This is a genomic window from Paenibacillus sp. H1-7, from assembly GCF_022354825.1.
GTDB lineage: Bacteria > Bacillota > Bacilli > Paenibacillales > NBRC-103111 > Paenibacillus_S.
In genome coordinates, this window is the sequence record NZ_CP031168.1 from 7546993 (window position 1) to 7565420 (window position 18428).

At 50.3% G+C, this 18428-nt stretch carries 9 protein-coding genes; 1 reads left to right on the plus strand and 8 read right to left on the minus strand.

The genetic code is table 11. The annotated features are described in order from the left end of the window. Positions 1-94 precede the first annotated feature (94 nt). From DVH26_RS33290 to speB, 7 genes are all read right to left on the minus strand, one after another. The gene (locus tag DVH26_RS33290; RefSeq protein ID WP_239629914.1) at positions 95-1699 is read right to left on the minus strand and encodes a response regulator; all 1605 of its coding nucleotides are present in this window, start codon (positions 1697-1699) and stop codon (positions 95-97) included. Continuing rightward, positions 1671-3440, minus strand: a complete 1770-nt coding sequence (locus tag DVH26_RS33295; protein WP_239629915.1) for a sensor histidine kinase — start codon at positions 3438-3440, stop codon at positions 1671-1673. Before DVH26_RS33295 ends, DVH26_RS33290 begins: the two co-directional genes overlap by 29 nt. A gap of 92 nt (positions 3441-3532) precedes the next feature. Next, on the minus strand, positions 3533-5122 hold the full coding sequence (locus DVH26_RS33300) for an extracellular solute-binding protein (RefSeq protein WP_239629916.1): 1590 nt from the start codon (positions 5120-5122) through the stop codon (positions 3533-3535). 64 nt (positions 5123-5186) lie between these two features. Continuing rightward, positions 5187-6056 carry a carbohydrate ABC transporter permease gene (locus tag DVH26_RS33305; RefSeq protein WP_239629917.1) on the minus strand — a complete coding sequence of 290 codons (870 nt, stop codon included), beginning with the start codon at positions 6054-6056 and terminating at the stop codon, positions 5187-5189. 14 nt (positions 6057-6070) lie between these two features. After that, the gene (locus tag DVH26_RS33310; RefSeq protein WP_239629918.1) at positions 6071-7021 is read right to left on the minus strand and encodes an ABC transporter permease; all 951 of its coding nucleotides are present in this window, start codon (positions 7019-7021) and stop codon (positions 6071-6073) included. Between the two features lie 265 nt (positions 7022-7286). Next, complete coding sequence (locus DVH26_RS33315; protein ID WP_239629919.1) at positions 7287-12473, minus strand: golvesin C-terminal-like domain-containing protein; 5187 nt, start codon at positions 12471-12473, stop codon at positions 7287-7289. 434 nt (positions 12474-12907) lie between these two features. Next, positions 12908-14026, minus strand: a complete 1119-nt coding sequence (speB, locus tag DVH26_RS33320; RefSeq protein WP_345774022.1) for an agmatinase — start codon at positions 14024-14026, stop codon at positions 12908-12910. 257 nt (positions 14027-14283) lie between these two features. Between speB and DVH26_RS33325 the strand changes: the two genes are divergently transcribed. Beyond that, on the plus strand, positions 14284-14892 hold the full coding sequence (locus DVH26_RS33325) for a transglutaminase-like domain-containing protein (protein WP_239629920.1): 609 nt from the start codon (positions 14284-14286) through the stop codon (positions 14890-14892). A gap of 690 nt (positions 14893-15582) precedes the next feature. Here the strand turns inward: DVH26_RS33325 and DVH26_RS33330 are convergent. Then, positions 15583-18258 carry a YhgE/Pip domain-containing protein gene (locus DVH26_RS33330; RefSeq protein WP_239629921.1) on the minus strand — a complete coding sequence of 892 codons (2676 nt, stop codon included), beginning with the start codon at positions 18256-18258 and terminating at the stop codon, positions 15583-15585. Positions 18259-18428: the final 170 nt, after the last annotated feature.

Consider the following 18428-nt stretch of genomic DNA (forward strand, 5'->3'; position numbering starts at 1 on the left):
CTCCATAATAAGATACACTTATCATGGTAGTGGATTTCATAACGACTTATTTACAGGATTTCGCGAAAAACTCATAAGATTTTTAGAGCCGGTCTCAATTTAATTTTTTGCGGTATTGCTTAGGCGTAATCCCCGTAAATTGTTTAAACAGCTTGCAAAAGTACCCTTCGTTAACGATCCCAACTTCATCGCATAGCTCCAATAAGGAATAATCCCGCACCTTTAATAACTCCAGCGATAGCTCGATTTTCCTCCGATTGATGTAATCGACGACGCCTTCATTCATTGTTTTCTTGAACAAGCTGCTGAAATAGGACGGAGCCAGATTCACATGCTCGGCAATGGCTTGAAGCGATAAGCGCTGATTCAGATTTTGCTCGATAAACCGCTTGGCTCTTATGATCTCCGTACGGTATGCGTGGCTGCCGTCCTGCAAGGTTTCGTAAATAAAATCGCGAATAAACCCAAGCTGCTCCCAAAAAGTAAGGAATTTCACCGGAAACTCTCCCGCATTCTGCGTCACGCCGCTCCGAGCTTTGAATTTCGCCGTAACATCCCTGTAAAAGTCGCGAAGCAAATCCGCCATGAAGGAATGGTGGATTTTGTTTTCATAGGCACTCCGGTGCAGGAGCTTGAACCGCTGATCTATTTCCTCCCTGGACACCTCTCTGTTCAGCCAAGCAAGGAAATCCCTCAGCTCCCGTTGAAAGTCCGTCCGGAAGCCATTGTTATAATGAAAACGATGGAGGGACGTTTTGACCGTATGTTCATCGTGATAATAAAAGTCCTCACACACGCCGACCGCTTCCATATACGCTTTTCGGATCGACTCCAAGCCCCGGTTCGCCCCTCCGAAAGCAACGGATACGGATTGATTCAGATATTGATGCACGTGGTTGACGATCTGGCGGCCTACCGTCTGACAGGCGTTCTCCATATCCATATCGCTGCGGCTTCGTTCCCAGGAAAGAAAGCCGATGAAGCGGTTATCGTATAAATCGGAGGCCAAGCTCGCACCGAAATTCATCACCGTTTCTTCAACCACATTGGTAATGGCATACCTAAGAATGCTTTGATCTACCGCCGAATATTCGTTACGGAAGCTATCATAATGATTCATTTCGACGATAAAGCAGCAGTAATACGATTGGAAAAAGTAAATCTCCATCCGTTCAGCCATCTCCGCTGCCCGGTGCGAAGGAATTTCTCCTCGAATCAGCTCGTTAAAAAACTGCTTTTGTACCCGGTGCTTATTTTCCAGAACGGATTTATGTAAAGAGTGAAGCTTCTCGTCCTTTTGCTTGATTTCGTCCAAAATGCCGGCTGCTTTATGAAGCGCCCGCTTTACATCCTCCTCCTTCAGAGGAACCTTCACAATGTATTCCATAATATTGGCGCGAATGGCCCTCTGAGCATATTCAAACGAAGAGTATGCCGTCAATAGGATATACTGGGTATGAGGAAGCTGCTCTTTTAGCTGCTCGATCATGGAAATCCCATCCATCTGGGGCATGACAATATCGGATAAGATAATATCCGGCTTCAGCTTTAACGCTTCTTCCACGCCTTTCCTACCGCTATACGCCTTTCCAATCAGCCGGAATCGCGTGTCCGTCATCGAAAGCTCCTGAAAAAACAGCTCCAATCTTTGAACCATCAGATCTTCGTCATCAACGATAAGGCAGGTATAAGTTCTCACTATCGTGCATCTCCTTTGATGCGCTTGCAGGGAACAAGGCGCGTACTCGGGTTTCTTTCTTTAGTGTACTTATGATTTGAAGACCGTACTGCTCGCCATAATGAAGCCTGATTCGGCCATGAATATTATTCAATCCGATTCGTTTCCTGTTTACTTGTATATCCTTCGGTTCAGGACTTAATATACGCTCTATGCGTTCATGAGGTATTCCCTCTCCCTGATCGACTACTTCGACCACGACAAATTCGCCTTCCCGGTACGCACGAATGGCAATGGGGCCTTCCGTTTGCCCCCCGTTGTATCCGTGAAACAAACTGTTCTCCACCATAGGCTGCAGCAGCATTCGAAAAACGGGAAAATCCATCAATGAATCTTCGATATGCTCCACTAATTCGAAATGACGGTTATACCGGATGTTTTGAATCGAGATATAGTCCTTGACGTTCTGCAATTCCTGACGCAGCGATACTTTCTCCGCAGAATCCGATATCCCGTACTCCAGCAATGAAATCAGGGAAGCGATGACCACATCGACTTTATCCAATTGGCCCAGACGGATCACATTGCTTATGGAGCCAAGCGTATTATATAGAAAATGGGGATTGATTTGAGATTGCAGCACTTGGATTTCCAGCTTTCGCTGCAGCTCTTTATTGATCTCCAAGCGGCGAATCAGCTCTACGATTTGCTGGAGCATCCGGTCGAAAGCCCGTGACAGATCGCCGAACTCATCGTTCCGGTTGGTAGAAATAATGACATCGAAGTTGCCCTGCTCCACCAGATTCATTTTCGTCTTGAGGTAATACAGAGGATTTCTTATGTACTTGGCGATAAAATACGAAATAAACAAGCTTAAGAGCAAGCCCCCGAACAGCAGACCGACATAGTAGGTTTGAAGCCTTGCCAGTGCGGCCTTCATCCGCGATTCGTCGTTGATCGAGATAATGTGCCAATTGAATTTTTCCGTCGGCTGCTTCAGTACGGAGACCGGCTTGCCCTCCTTGGTGTACAGCTGAATACTTGTGCCGCTGGTTTCAATAATTTGTTCCGCCGACCATTGTCCGATGGAAAAGGTATGGTCCTGCACATCCGGAAACCCTTTATTTTCTGAAAATCCGACGATGATATTACCCGATGAGGTGATCAAGGCCAAATTCATTTGTTCTTTTTTATTAATCTTAAAAATCGTCTCTTCGATCGCTCTAAGGTCCAAATCTACTGCAACGGCCATAGGAGCCGATAGTCCGTTCATGGATCGGACCATGGTCACCGTCCAGCCTGAATACAGCGACTTATAAGGCTCGCTTACGATCGTAGTCCACTTGTTCTTCATGGCCGCATCAAACAGAGGCTTTCTGTCCTGCAGCGGTTCATCAAAAATTCGGGTAGGCGTACTGCCGCCAATAATAGATAAATCACTCTTGATAATATAAACGTTACTGACATAATTGCTGTTGAGCTCATACAGCTCCCTTAACTGCTTTTTAATCACATCCGTGCTGTTCAGGTTGGCTTTCACCGAGGTTTCAACGGAGAATAAAATCGTTTGAAAGGAAGAGAAATTGACGGTTAAATACTGATCGACCTTGGCCAATATTTGGCTCGTATAGTAGGAGTCGTTAGTTCTTATTTCCTTCTGAACGTAAGCGTACGATAATTGGCTTATCAGGATAATACAGCTTAAAACAAAGGCAAAGCACATGAGAAATAATTTGATAGGCAGGCTTAATTTTCTCCGCATCGTTCATCTTCCTTTGACGGCTGCATTCATGTACGAAAGTATCATACCATAGAGACGGGGAAAAGAGGGACATCGATCGCCCCTCCTTCGAGTTACTTTATTACACCTTGCTCTTTAAACTGTTTCGTTACGATATCTTTATATTTCGGAAGCTCAAACTTGGTTTCCAAGGTTTTGATATAGTTATCCCAATTGGATAGCGGTTCTTTGCCGCTCATGAATTTCACTAAGCTTTCGTTGATAAACCGGACTCGTTCTGCAGCCAAAGAATCGTTCGGATCCGGCGTCAGGAACGCTCCGGGCAATGTTGGTGCCACATACTTCTGGTTATTGGTGAATGCCTCCGCCGTCTTCGGATTGGCAAAATTGAAATACTCGGAATCATCGCCGCGACGGGGCATGCGATAATGATCGACCCAGATGTACTTATCCTTGACTTCTTTCGTGAGCGTTTTCGTTTTGGGCTTGCCGTCCACCAGATCCCAGTGCGTTCCTTTCAGCCCGTATGCAAAATGGGGATAGGCTTCTTTATCCGTATAATAATATTCGAGCATGGACAAGATCCGGATGATTTTGGCTTTATCCGCCTTCACGGAGATGGCCCAGGAATTGCTTTGGAAGCCCTTCCTCTCCAATATTTGATCACCGTAAGGACCTTTCATTGGAGGAATGATGATCCATTCCGGCACCTCACCGCCGACCTCCTTCATTTTCTCCTGCGCTTCCGGCTCCAGCCTGCGAGCATCTCTTACCATGAAGCCGACCTTACCCTTGTAGAGCTTTTGATCGAGCAAAGCGGAGTCGTTCATCGTAACCCAGTCCGGATCCACAACCTTGGCTTCCATCATTTTTTGAATGTAAGAGAGCGCCTCTTTCATCTTCGGATCCGTAAACAGCAGCACGGGCTTGTTATCCTTCACATCAATCGCACCCGGAGGGTTAACGCCGAACATCCACATCAGCATATCGAAGCCGTAGGTTTGCAGAACGCCTTCTTTATTCATGCCCCCTATAAAACCGTACGTATCGTTCTTGCCGTTGCCGTCCGGGTCTTGCTCGGTAAAAGCTTTCATTACGGCGAACAGCTCATCGGGGGTTGTCGGCACCTTCAGATTCAATTTCTTCAGCCAGTCGTTACGGATGAACAGACTTCCGATAATTCCGCTCACATTGTCATATCCGGGAACAGCTATCGTTTTTCCCTTATATTGCATGGCTTCCCATGCTTCTTTCGTCCAGCGCTTCTTCAGCTCCGGAAATTGATCCAAGTACGGAGTCAAATCCGCTAGGATGCCTTGGTCATAATATTGAGCGAGATCGGAACGGCTTTTCATGAAGATCAGATCCGGAATATCTCCGCCGGCAATAAGCGTATTCAGCTTGGTTGTCGCTTGACCGCCTTGGGGAACCGTCATTTGCAGATCGATGTTTACCGCTTTTTCTAACATTTGGCGCGGGATGTCCACTTCGCGGGAAGGAATCGGAGCCGCTGCATTGAAGGTTCCTTGGTTGAACATCGTGATTTTCATTTTTTCCGCGAATTTGTCGGTCTGAGCTTGAGGATTACCGGAAGGCGCCGATGGCGGTTCCGCTGCTCCCCCGCACCCCGACATGACCGTGCCTAAGCCAATTACGGCAGCCAAGACGGGTAATACCGCTTTTTTGCTATTGTTGCGTTGCATACGGACCTCTCCTTTATATTCACTATTAATACATGACCATAACAGCGTCAGCAATCCATTCTTGTTACCCCTTAACGGAGCCCATCAGCACGCCTTTGGTAAAATGCTTTTGCAAAAACGGGTACGCGATCAGAATCGGCACCGTTGTTACAACCACGGCAGCCATCTGCAGGGCGAGAGTGCTGACAGGCTCTGCGTTGGCCAGTACATCGGCGCTTTGGGCCTGCACATTCAGCAGAATGTTACGCAAGACCACCTGCAAAGGCATCAGGTTCGTATCATTAATGTAAACGATCGCGTCGAAATAACTGTTCCAATGTCCCACAGCATAGAACAAGGAAACCGTGGCAAGGACGGGCAGCGAGAGCGGGATTATGATTTTCCACAGCGATTGGAGCTCGCTTGCGCCGTCAACCCTGGCCGACTCTTCGATTTCGGCTGGCAGCTGCTCGAAGAAGCCTTTGATAATCACCAGATTGAACGCGCTGATCAAGTGCGGGATAATGAGTACCCACGGTGAATTTAGCAAGCCGAGCGAACGGATTAATAAATACGTGGGAATCAGTCCCCCTCCGAACATCATTGTAAAGATAATGAACAGCAAAAAGGGGCTGCGGCCGGGCAAATATTTTTTCGATAGCGGATACGCGGCAATGACCGTAAAAAGCATGTTGAGCGCAGTGCCTACGATCGTACGAAATAACGTGATTTGATAAGCCTGACCTATACCGTGCGCTTGGAAAACCTCCCGGTAAGCCGTGAAGGTAACGGCCTCGGGTATGATGACAATCCCTTTTTTCAGCACTTCCGATTCCGGAGTAACGGAAACTGCGACTACATACAGAAAGGGAAACAAGCACAGCACGGAGAGTAAGAATAGAACGGTATAGATGACGACTTGTCCCGCTTTTTCCCCGAATGATTGATGTAACATTGCAATGGATCACCTCACCAAATTTGCCCGTCGAATTTTTTGGCCAGCTTATTGGCAGCCAATACTAGCACAAATCCGATGACGGCTTTAAATAATCCTACCGCGGTAGCCAATCCGATCCGCAGCCGCTCCAAGCCTTCTCGGTATACCCAGGTGTCGATAATATCGATCTTCTCCTGATTGAAGGAATTGGCGAACATGTATACCTGGTCGAAGCCTGCATCCAGTATATGGCTTAGCTTCAGGATCAGCATAAGAATGATGACGCCTCGAATGCCGGGTAATGTAACGTGCCAAAGCTGTCTCCACTTGGATGCGCCGTCGATGCGTGCCGCTTCATATAAGCTCGGATCGATCCCCGATAACGCCGCAAGATACAATATCGCTCCCCATCCGATATCCTTCCATATATCAGAGACGACAATCAGCGTTCTTCCCCAGGCAGGCTCCGTCAGGAAGGAGATCGGCTGTAGCCCGTTATCCTTAAGAAGCAAATTAACCAATCCGTCTCCCGGGGCTAGCAAGGCGACCATCAGCCCGTACACAATAACCCAGGACAAAAAATGAGGCAAATACGTAATCGTCTGCACGACTCTCTTAAACCATGGAACGGCGACTTCATTCAGCAGCAGCGCAAGGATGATGGGAGCGGAGAAGCCGAACATCAGCTTATAGACCGAGATGACGATCGTGTTCCACATAATATCCCAGAAATAGACGCCGTTAATAAAATCCTTGAAGTTTTTGAGCCCCACCCAGGGACTGTCCCATAGACCCAACACCATGTTGTAATTTTTGAACGCGATGATGATCCCCGCCATCGGGATATACTTGAAGACGGCGAAATAGATCAATGCCGGGAACAAAAGAAGATACATCGTCTTGTATCTTTGTAAATTTCTTACCAGCATGGGTTTCCGGCTATTGAGGAGGGGGATACCCTCCTTCGCCAGCTTCGTTTGCATTTCATCACCTCTGCTTTATTTGTTTTTATGATAGCACGGGATGAAACGCAATAATTCTTCGATTTTAAGCATTTCTTACAAGATCTTAAGTCGGCAATGGAACGTTCCGCCACCGAGCGGGAAACAACCAAACTTCGGCATGGTTCACTCTTTCCTCCAAGATTCAAATAGAAAAACCCTCACGTCCGACAGTAGTATGTTCGTTGTAACCACGAACTTGCAACATACTATCTTCCGTGAGGGGATGCATCACTTATGAGAAAACCTATCCGTTCAAGCTTTCGATGGATCCATACTTAATGCGTGCTTCTCCGGCTTCGCTTACCGACGGAGCGTCCACTTCGATGCTGCCGGTTGCGCTGCGCCACGCTGCATCATCGGTAAAGGTCACATCGATCGGTTGACCAGCCGTGTTATTGCTCGTATTTGCCGTCAACAGCGGGCCGGGACTATTAGAATGCCGCTCGAACCTGACTGCATCGGCCCTCGTATAAATCATGTCGGCAGGCGGAGTCGGCGGTTCTAAGGTAGTCGGAGACACTCTCGTCATCCGGATATACTCGCTGCCGTCTCCTGCAAGGTCAAACGTCCCGAGATTAACCCAGCCGGAATTGGAGGATTGATCGATATACGTGACCTCCGTCACCGACTGGTGCTTCACTTCCACTTTAACGTTTTTATCCTGGCCCGAAGTGTGGGCGATCTTGTAGATGGAGACGGTATACCTCCCTTCCGGGAGCTTGGCGATCCACGTCGCCGCTGAGCCTTCGACCGTTGTATAGCGGGACTTGACGCCGGTTTTGTAGCCGGATAAATTGCTTTGGCTCCATGAGCCTTGCGCGATGTATAAACCTTCTGTATTCGTACTGTCCACAATGACCACCAAGTCCTTGATCGCGATGGACAGGGGAGTCGTGATCAAGTTGGTCCCGTTCCATGTTACCGTTGCTTGAACCTCGATACGCTCCGTTACCCCATCGAGGCGATGGAGCGTCAGCACACCGTTGCTGTCAACGGAAGCCAGGTCGGTTCGGTTGACTGTGTACTGCACTTCCGCATTCGTCAGATCAGCCATCAACCCGGTACTCAGATATCCTGTTACTTTCAGCTGTGCGGTTTTGGTCATTTCGAGCACGTTCCGGTCTGACGAGATCGTGACCGACTCCAGCTGCGGATTCGCATTTGGACTTACCCACATGAAGGCATCGGCAACGACCCGGGCGTTGTTGGCCTTGTTGTTCAGCTCGATATACCCGCTGTTACCTGCAGCGAAAGGAAATGCCCCCAAGAATACCCATGTTCCATCTCCCGTCTTTTCATCTACCGTAAGCGTCTGCGATCCCCCGTCATAATACACGGTAACCGGGGCATTCGTCGTCCAGTTCTCACTCGCGACCGTGATTTGAGGGAGCTTGTAATAGACATTGTAGGTTACGCTTTCCGGCAGCTTCGGACGAAAACGAATTTTGCTGGTCGCCGCGCCTGTCGTTGATTTCGCATAAACATAGCTGTCATAGTAATAGCCGTCCGCTGATGTATCCCGTATCCAGGTTCCTTCCGTTTCGGCTTCGACATTATCTACAATGATAGACGACCCCGGCTGCCAAGCCGGCTGGACCGGAGGAACCGCCACCCGATCAGGCAGATACAGCGTTCTCGCGCGGGTCTGCTTATTCTCTGATTCCACATAATAGGTGAACGTTTGGGTCAGGTTATTTACCCGGATCGACCATTCCATTGGATAAATCATGTCGGGTACCGTAGTATATGTGTTCCCGCCGTCCAGCGAGTAGTGCAGCGTTGCCGGCTTGGTCGTTTTGGCCTGCACATAGGCATCATAGGAGGTTTCATCAGGCTTGACGATCAGCATTCCTTTGACAGCGTCGATCGGACTGTGCGTATCGAAGAAATAGCTGGCGTCGGAAGTATCTGCAGCTGCTCTTGTTTTGTGCAAAGGTACTTGGATGTTCAATCCTTCAACGATGATCGCCGTGATACCGCGGGGTGATACCTTCGTTGTAATCTTGCCGTTTTTCATGACGTCCGGCTCTTCCGCCCCGTTGTCGCGGATGATTTTGACAGTATACGCACGGGTTGGATCAAAGCCGATCAGACTTTGATTGAGCTTGATGGTCACATTCTTTTCAGTGCGGGATTCGCTTGCGAGACTGATGTAGAACTTATCGCCGCTCTCCGCCGTAATCCAGTTCATTTGAGGATGATTGGACTCGATAATCCCTTTAGGCATCCACAGCCAAACATTGGAATTACCGTAAAAGCTTCCCGGCTTATGACCGTACAAATGGTATTTGAACCATAAGAAATCCGTTTCAAAAACGGAAGGAAACGATATGCTCCCGTTCGATCTCAGCATTTGCTCGCTGATCAAATAATCCATCGTTTGGCCAAGCTGCGCCGGGATATGGTGATAATAGATGGAAGTAGCTTCGCTCGGACCCAGCAGCGGATAGTCCGGCTCGAGCTGACTGACGGTAAAGCCCTTGTAATAATAGCCGGGGTAGCTGGAATACCGGCCGATGACCGAATTGTGCGCAATATCCGCAAGCAGCTTGTCACCGGTATACAAAGACAAGCGCAGCATAAAAGGCGCCTCTTGCGCATTCATCCGAAAGGCCGAAGACGTATTTCCGGCTTCATAAGTAAGACCGCTCGGCGACACAAGCCAACTGTCGGCCGTTTTTCCTCCGGCCTCGTGCTCCGGAAGCGTTTCACGCGGATAATCGTATTTGGCGCTTGCAGGCCAATGGAACGATTCCGCGAGCGGCGACTGCGGAGCCGTGATCGTCACGGTGCCTTCTGGAACCGGGCGCGCCACGAACATGGTGGCATACCGCTTGGCTTCCTTGTAGGCGGCATTCAAATATTTGGTATCCTTCGTTTCCTCGTACAGCTCCAGTATTTCCATCCACAGCTTGCCGAAGTTAAAAATAAACTCGTTCTTGTCCACGTTAACGGATGCAGGAGTATCGATATGCTGCGCTATATAGCTGTCCGCTGCGGTTTTGGCCTCTTGCAAATATTGCGGATTCCCGGTCATGCGATACATCATAAGCGGTTGGATGACGGGGCCCCGATCTTTCAGCTCCGGATTGCGAAACCGGTATTCCTCCTGCCCCATTTCATACACTCCCGCCGTACCGCCCGTCAATTGGTGCAGAGCGGCTATAGTGGAAACATCGAACGGCATAGATGTCATTTTCCATAAGGACGGCACACTGTAAACCGGCTTCTGCTTCGGAGACCACCCGACATTGTTGCGCGATAGTCCATACTGAATAGACGGCAATGCTCTAGTATCGTAAAGCTGATCGTCGCCTGTTACATAGTACGCCCCTAGCAGCACGCCGTTCGAGGTAGTACGAACCGCATCCTCGTTCTCGATATCAATGAAGCCCTTGGCCCTGCTCCACCATCCGCTCGGCGACGGAACGTAATCGGCGGAATCGTCACCTTGCGGTTCGATTTTGAGTAGATCGATCATGTTGAACATCGCATCGGTAAGAGACTTGCCGGAACCATTTTTCCGATAGGCGGTATAATGGTACTCGCTGCGGAGTATATCCTCGTAGGCCTTATATAAGCTGCTTCTTTGTACACTGAGCCCGATATGAAAACGGTATGTGTTCTCAGCGGTCATCAGCGAATGATTCCCGAGCTGGGGCGCATACACAATCGGCTGCACTCCGCCTTCATTGTTGACCAGGCTCATGCCCAGCCTCTGATTGGATATGCCTCCCGCCGGTTCATAGGCAAGCGGCAGCTCTTCGTCCGGAATGAAGACACCGTACGTAAAGGAGGATCCCGTATTATCGTTTTTCTCAACCAGGCTCATCGGTGCGGTCAGCTCCCACAGGCCTATCGATTCCACTGTACCGATCATTTTCGCATGAGACTTGAACCCGCTCAGCACTTCATTCACGGCTGAGGCCGACTCCGCTGTGAAGGATTGGTAGCCTATCACATAATTGCCGTCCCGACGTGGGGTAAAGCTGTATGCCAGCTCCGGCCGCTCCCCCGCCAGCGACCATTTCACCTGCAGATCGTAGTCGCTTGCATGCAAAGAGTCTGTCAGCGCAGCGGTTTGGCCGTCAGGAAATTCGATCCCGTCGAACGTAATCCATCGCTTGTTCATCGTGCTGTAATAATCGCTTCGGCTCCCCGCATTTCCGTCCAGCAGGACCCACTGCTCCTCAAGTCTCTCCGCCTCGGTATTGACGGCCACCCAGCTCCCGGTATCCTGATCCTTGTAGAATAAGTCTCTAACGATTGCTTTGCCGCCGTCCCAAGCCGCTTCATAAAAGGTTGCCTTGTAGTTGTCGTTTTGGATGCTTCCTTTTTCTTCGTATGAGAGATTCGTGAGCGTCCGGCTGCGCAGCGGAGGCAGCGGAGGTGCTTTTTGCTTGATATTGCCCTCGAACTTTACGGCATCGACCCGTGTTAAAATGTTGCCGGTCGTAGGCTGAATACGGGTCAGTCTGACGAATTCTTCTCCGATTCCGGAAAAATCATACTCTCCCAAATCGATCCAGCCGGCCCCCCCGACCGAAGGTCTAAGGTCCAGAAACTTGACGTCCGTTACTCCGTTATGGACGATTTCAATTTTTACGTTATTGTCCGCTTTATCCGGCCAATCCAGCTTATTGAACGATATTCTTGCCCTGCCCGCCTCCAGCCTCGGATTCCAAGATACCGTTTTGCCGATGGTATCCGTCCACGCGGAACTGGAATTGTTATAGCCTTTTACGCCTGTGCTTGAATTCCAGCTTTGAGCGGAATATCCATTGTTAGCGTTCTGAGCGTCAGGGGTAACGATTCCATCGATGGAGATGCTTCCATCATCTATGATGATAGTCTTATTAGGCGCTTTTTGCTTGATATTGCCTTCGAACTTTACAGCGTCTGCCCGCGTTAGAATGGTACTGGTCGTGGGTTGCACACGGGTCAGTCTGACGAACTCCTCACCGATGCCGGAGAATACGTACTCCCCCAAATCAATCCAGCCCGTTCCGCCAGAAGAAGGCTGCAGATCCAAATACAGGACATCCGTCGTTCCGTTATGAACGATTTCAACTTTTACATTGCTATCCGCTTTATCCGACCAATTGAGCTTATGAAACGATATTCTCGCTGTGCCTGCCTCCAGTCTCGGATTCCATGTGACCGATCTGCCTGCGGTATCCGTCCATACCGTGCTGGAATTGTTATAGCCCTTAACGTTGGAAGAGACGTTCCAATTCTGTGCGGAGTAGCCATTGACAGCATTCTGAGCATCTGGAGTAACAGCTTCATCGACGGTGATGCTTCCGTCATCGATAATAATGGTCTTATTGGGCAGCGTTTCCGCCTGAACGGCTCCCGGTGCCGAACCGAACGGATAGAGGAATGCCGTGAAGAGGCAAATCATTAGGATCAGCTTGATTTTGTCCAGCATAAGCCCCATTTCCTTTCCTATTGTTTTTGGTGGATTAAGATACATTTTTCCTCTGATGCCGATTCACAAAATAGGATCAGACTCAAGATAGCGCTTTCATCATTAACCAACCTCCTATGCCATCGTCGATTTCCAATGTCTTTTGTATCTTAGCACGTCCCGCTCCGATAAAATTGTCTGATTTTACGAATTTCTTATAAGATCTAAATACGAAGGATAGTAGGCAAACCGCTCGGCTAGAGGCAGTCCTATCTGAAAAAAACGCCTTGCGGCGTCTTTGGCGGACAATATACGTTTGTACGCGGAGAGGGAAGCAGGTGTGGGATTCCGGCCGCCGGCATAATGACAAAGAAGGAGCCCTCCCTATTGGTCGGCTCCGTCGTTTGTTCCGGGTAGCTCCCGCTTCTATCCCTCTTTAAGGAGGGTTCTCGCAATCAAGCTTCGACTACCGCCGTCGCCCGCTCCAATGCACTGCGCTTGTTCAGAGCGAGCAGCGTGATCACCTCATACACAACCTGCGCCGCATTCAGCGCCGTCACACGGGTCGGATCGCGGTCCGGCAGCACCTCAACCAGATCGAAGCCGATAATGTTCAAGCCGGCGAGGCCGCGGATCATTTGAATCGCTTCATAGGTCGTGAAGCCCCCGACCTCCGGCGTTCCCGTTCCGGGAGCAAATACCGGATCGAGAAAATCGATGTCGAAGGTGAGGAACACCGGCTTCGACCCAACCCGCTCCTTGATGCGGCTGCACAGCGCCTCAGGTCCGAGCTTCTTCACCTGATCCGTCGTCAGCAGGTCGAAGCCGAGCGCCCTCGTCTCCTCATAGTGGGTCAAGCTCGAGCAGCCGCGCATGCCCATTTGAATCGAGCTCGACGTATCGATCCAGCCCTCCTGCGCCCCATGCCAGAACATGCTCCCGTGCGAAAACTGCCGGCTCTCCTCTATAGGCTTCCACGCATCGGAATGGGAGTCGAAATGAACGAGACTGATAGGGCCATAGGTCCGGGAGGCCGCTCTAATATGCGGGTAGGAGATCGAATGGTCGCCGCCTAGTATGATCGGAACGATGCCCCGTTCGTAAAACGGCTGCAGCTGCTCCTCGATCGCTTCGTAGCTTTGCTCAATATAGCCGGGGTGTACGGTCAAATCGCCATAATCGATGCCGGACAAATACTCGCTGGAATCGATCCCCTGAGCCGGATTCGTCGGACGGATTCTCTGCGACATGTCCCTAATCGCCGAAGGTCCGAAGCGCGTGCCGATAGCAAAGCTCGCTCCCGTGTCGAACGGATTCCCGATCACCGCATAGTCCACCTGATCCAAAGTCTGCACGTGGTGCAGGTGCATAAATGTGCGAATTCCTGCAAAAGCTGGCTTTCCTCTCTCAAATACCGGACGATACATGAACAACACCTCCGAGTGATAGTAATGCCGGAGCCTGATTACAGCAGGCAAGCGGGATCCGGCCATGGCAAAGCCGGTCGGTTGTGGCGGCTTGATCAAGGACGAATGATACGGGGTAACCGCATCGTCTTTCGTAGCCGAACGCACAAAAAGCCGCCTTCTTCTGGAATCAAAGAAAGCGGCTCTATTGCCGACACAAGCTTGGCATCGTTGACAAGCTTGAATGATTTAGTTTTTGACTTTCATGTTACATAAATTAACATATGACAGGCTTTTAGTCAATATCAAACTTTTCTTTTTACTCATATTGACAAATCCATCCGTTTTAAGCATAGTTAGTATCAATTATTCTCACACACACATAACAATTAGCCATAAAAACTGTGCAACGGAGGGACAAATTCATGAAGTTGGTATGCGAGTCCAATCAGTTAATCGATTATTTGCCACATTCCGACGTTATAGACTATCATCATCCGCGCATTCATGACACGGCACGCAGCATCACCTCAAGGCTGACGGATGAGCAGGCGATCGTCAAAGCCGTATTCGAATTTGTCCGCGACGAGATTGCCCATTCCTGGGACATCCAGAGCAGGCAGGTGACCCGCTCCGCTTCCGAGGTTCTGGAGCACGGCCACGGCATTTGCTATGCCAAGTCGAATTTGCAGGCGGCCCTGCTGCGCAGCCTGAACATACCGGCGGGCTTCTGCTACCAAAGGCTGACGATCGGCGATACGCCGGACACCGGCCATTGCATTCATGCGCTGAACGCGGTGTACTTAAGCTCATTGCAGCGCTGGATCCGGCTCGATGCCCGCGGCAACAAGGAAGGAGTGGAGGCCGAGTTCTCGACGACCGAGGAAAAGCTCGCCTTCCCGATCCGCCTCCATTACGACGAAGCGGACTACCCGGTTATTTATGCCCGGCCGAACGGCAAAACGATGGATACTCTCGCCCGCAACAACGACTGCCTGATAATGTATCAGCATGGTCTGCCCACGGAGCTGTAAGAGGAGCGGCTATCGCATATGCTGGCCGCTGGCCCGAGAGACGGCTCTACAAAAGAGAGGCTGCCTCTGCGGTGGATCTAATAACCAGTGAACGCTTCAGAAGCCTGCGATTTCAGCATTCGATTGAAAACTTTCGTAGTCGGTTACGCTGCAATTTTCCCTGGTTGTCCTAGAATCTATTGTTACGAACGCGCCATCCATCGGTCTTGGAGTCGGGCTATCGGACATGAGATCCGTTATTCCCTAGAAAAGCGCTACTTTTGCCGTTCGATCGGACCGAGAGGCCGTTATTTGCCGATTTTACCTACAAGAACAGCATTTTTTGGTGAAATAACGGATCTGTAGTCCGATCACCTCGCAAATAGAGCACTTTTTGATAAAATAACGGATCCACGGTCCGATCAACAACCAAATGTTCTCCTCGAGCCAACTGCAATCTGATTCGAAGTGTATGTTCGCTATCACACGACCATGCCGATGCAACCTAAGAACTTTCCCCAGGAAAACTGGCATCGTAAGTAAGCAGGAAATACCCTGCCTACTCCCATCATTCTTTTTCCGTAACCGGATTTCTCGGCAGCAGGAGGCTCTGCTTCTGCAGAGCCTCCCTTCAACAACTACCGCCGCTCATCATCGTTCCACAGCCAGTGGCCAACCTTTTTCGCAACAGAGTTTTCGTCAAAATAACTCCTACGATATCAGCTTCGTCTGCTTGGCCTTCTCGGCCACCCGCTTCGTATAGCCGCTGAGCGGCTTCTTCAGCACTACAGCGACAATGTAGCAGAGCAAGATGAAGACGAGCAGGAAGAAGATGTCCTTCAACACCACTTCCCACAATATGCCGCCGACCGCCTCGCGCATCAGCCCTACCGCATACGTAAACGGCATGAACGGATTCAAGCTCTGGAAGAACGGGGACGCCGTACTGATCGGGAACGTCCCTCCCGAGCTCGAGAATTGCAGCACGAGGAAGATGATCGCAAGTCCTTTGCCGATATTGCCGAACACGGACACAAGCGTGTATGTGATCGAAATGAACACCGCACTGATCAAAATCGCGAACAGCACGAACCAGATTTTATGGACGACATACGTGCCGAGGATGAAATAATCACCAAGCGTCACGATCAAAGCCTGGCAGAAGCCTATCGTAAGGAAGATCAGCAATCTTCCGAAGTACACCTCATAGCTCTTATACACTCCTTCTGCGCCTTCTACATCCACTTTTAGCAGCGACACGAGCAGCATAGCGCCAACCCATAGCGATAACGTCGTGTAAAAAGGATTCATCGCTGAGCCGTAATTCGGAATCGGGTATTTTTTGTCCTCTTTAATCAGCACAGGATTGGCCAGGAAGTCGCTCTCCTTCTGAACATCGTTCTGCAAAAACTGCAGCAGCTCGCTGATGCTGTTTTGCCCTTCCAGCCGCCGTATTTGGTCCGCCGCTTTGTGGACGGCAGCTTCAAATTCCGGAAGATTGTTCGAAACGAGACCCGCCACTTCATGAACTGCATTTTCCACCTCGACAAAACGGGTCTGGTACATATTCGAAAGCTTACGCAGCTCATCCTCCAATGCGGGCAGGTCGTTACGGATAAAATCGGCCGCTTGGTGTACCTTTTGCTCCACCTTGGGCAAATCATTCTGGATAAAAGGCGCCGCGGCATTAACGGCATTCGTAAACTCATTCATTTTATTGTGAATCGTACCGGCCGCCTCGTGAAGGCGTGCACGGATTTGCGGCAAATTGCTTTGCAGCGCGTCCAGCTCGGTCTGGGCAAAATGAATGCCCGTCTGCGCATCCTGCAAAATCGCCTTAATATCCGGCAGCTTCGTCTTCAGCGTTTGAAGCACATCGGATGCATTGGCTGCAACGGATTGAAGCTGCTTCAATGCCTTCGTTAGATTCGGAACGATTTCCGTATCATACCGGGAAATAATCGAGCCCAATGCGGCGCTGGCATCCTTGGACAGCTTGTTCAAATTGTCGACGATTTGCTTGGCCGGCCGCTCGCCTTTTTGAACCGCCGTCACAATTGCATTCATCAATTGGACCTGCTCGCTGAAGTTCGTCCGTACGGCATTCAGCCGGTCGATCACGCCGCTGAGCGGTCCGCCGGGCAAATAACTGTTCAACCGGGTGAACAGGTCGATCTGCCGGTCGAGGACGTTCACCGCTGTCGTCAGCCGGTCGGCCAAGAACGTCAGCACGTTCAGCAGCGGTTTCGGATCGATATTCGCATCCTGCAGCTGCTCCGTAATTTGCGTAACGGCATCCGCCGTCTGCTGCAGCAAGATGAGGTTTTGCTTCACGACAGGGATGAGCGCTTGAAAAGCCGGCTCATTGTTTTTCAAGAAATCACTAAGCCCGTCGGCAAACGCCCTTCCGTCCGTAGCAATAGCTTCCAGCTTGGGCAATGCCCCGAGCGCCGCGCCGACAATTTCGTCCGCTTTGCGAACGTCGTTGATCGCCGTGTTCAGGACGTCCTCCACTTTCGAAAAGTTTTGGTCGAGCTCCACGATGCGGTCCGCCGCACGCTGGATGTCCGGCAGCTTTTGCTGAATGACGAGCACTTCCTGCGCCACTTCGTTCAGTCTCGGCCACTGCTCCTCGATTTTCAGAATCGTAGCTCCGGCCCTATCGATATCGGGAATTTTTTGCTCCAGCTCGACGATTTTATCGCCTTTTTCCTTAATATCCGGCAGCTTTTGCTCGAGCTCCAGCACCTTGTCTCCCATCTCGGCAATTTCCGGCAGACGGGATTCCAGCTCCAGAATCCGGCTCTCGACCTTGCGGATGGTAGGCAGCTGCTGCTCGAATTCCAGCCCCAGCTCCTTCATTCGGGACAACACGGTTTCGCTTACCGTTTTAATGAAATTTTCGCTGATCTGCGCCGTAACATTAGTCGCGCCCTTTTCGGTGATCTTCGGCGCAACGGCATTGAGCTTCTCGTTGACGGTATACTGGATTTCCGGCTTCTGCACGTTCCCCTCGACGATCCCCGCTATTTTGCCGGAAAAATCGGCCGGAATGAGCAGGCTCGCATAATAGCGGCCGCGCTCGACGCCCTTAAGCGCCTCCTCCTCATCGACGAAAATCCAGCCGAGCTGATGGTTGTCCTTCAGGCTCTTCACCACCTCGTCGCCGATATTGAACGGCTTATCTCTCACCGTCGCCCCTTGGTCGAGGCTGGTCACGGCAATTTTAATGCCGGATGTATTCGAATACGGATCCCACATCGCTTTCAAATTTATCCACGCATAAACAGACGGTAATATAGCTATCGCGATCATAAGCAGAAGGCCTGTTGGCACTTTGGCGATGTTGCGCAAGTCGGTAACATAAATATTCCATATTTTCTTCATTGGCCAACCACCCAATTGTAGTCATTTGTGTTTAATTTCTCCTTGTATCACCATTTCCATTCCACAAGAGCCGTAGGGAGAAAAAAGGGCCGCCCCATGACGGCGACCTGACTGCACCGCATGAGTCAACCCTTGTAAACCGGCCGTGCTCCGCCTCCCGTTTCACCGCT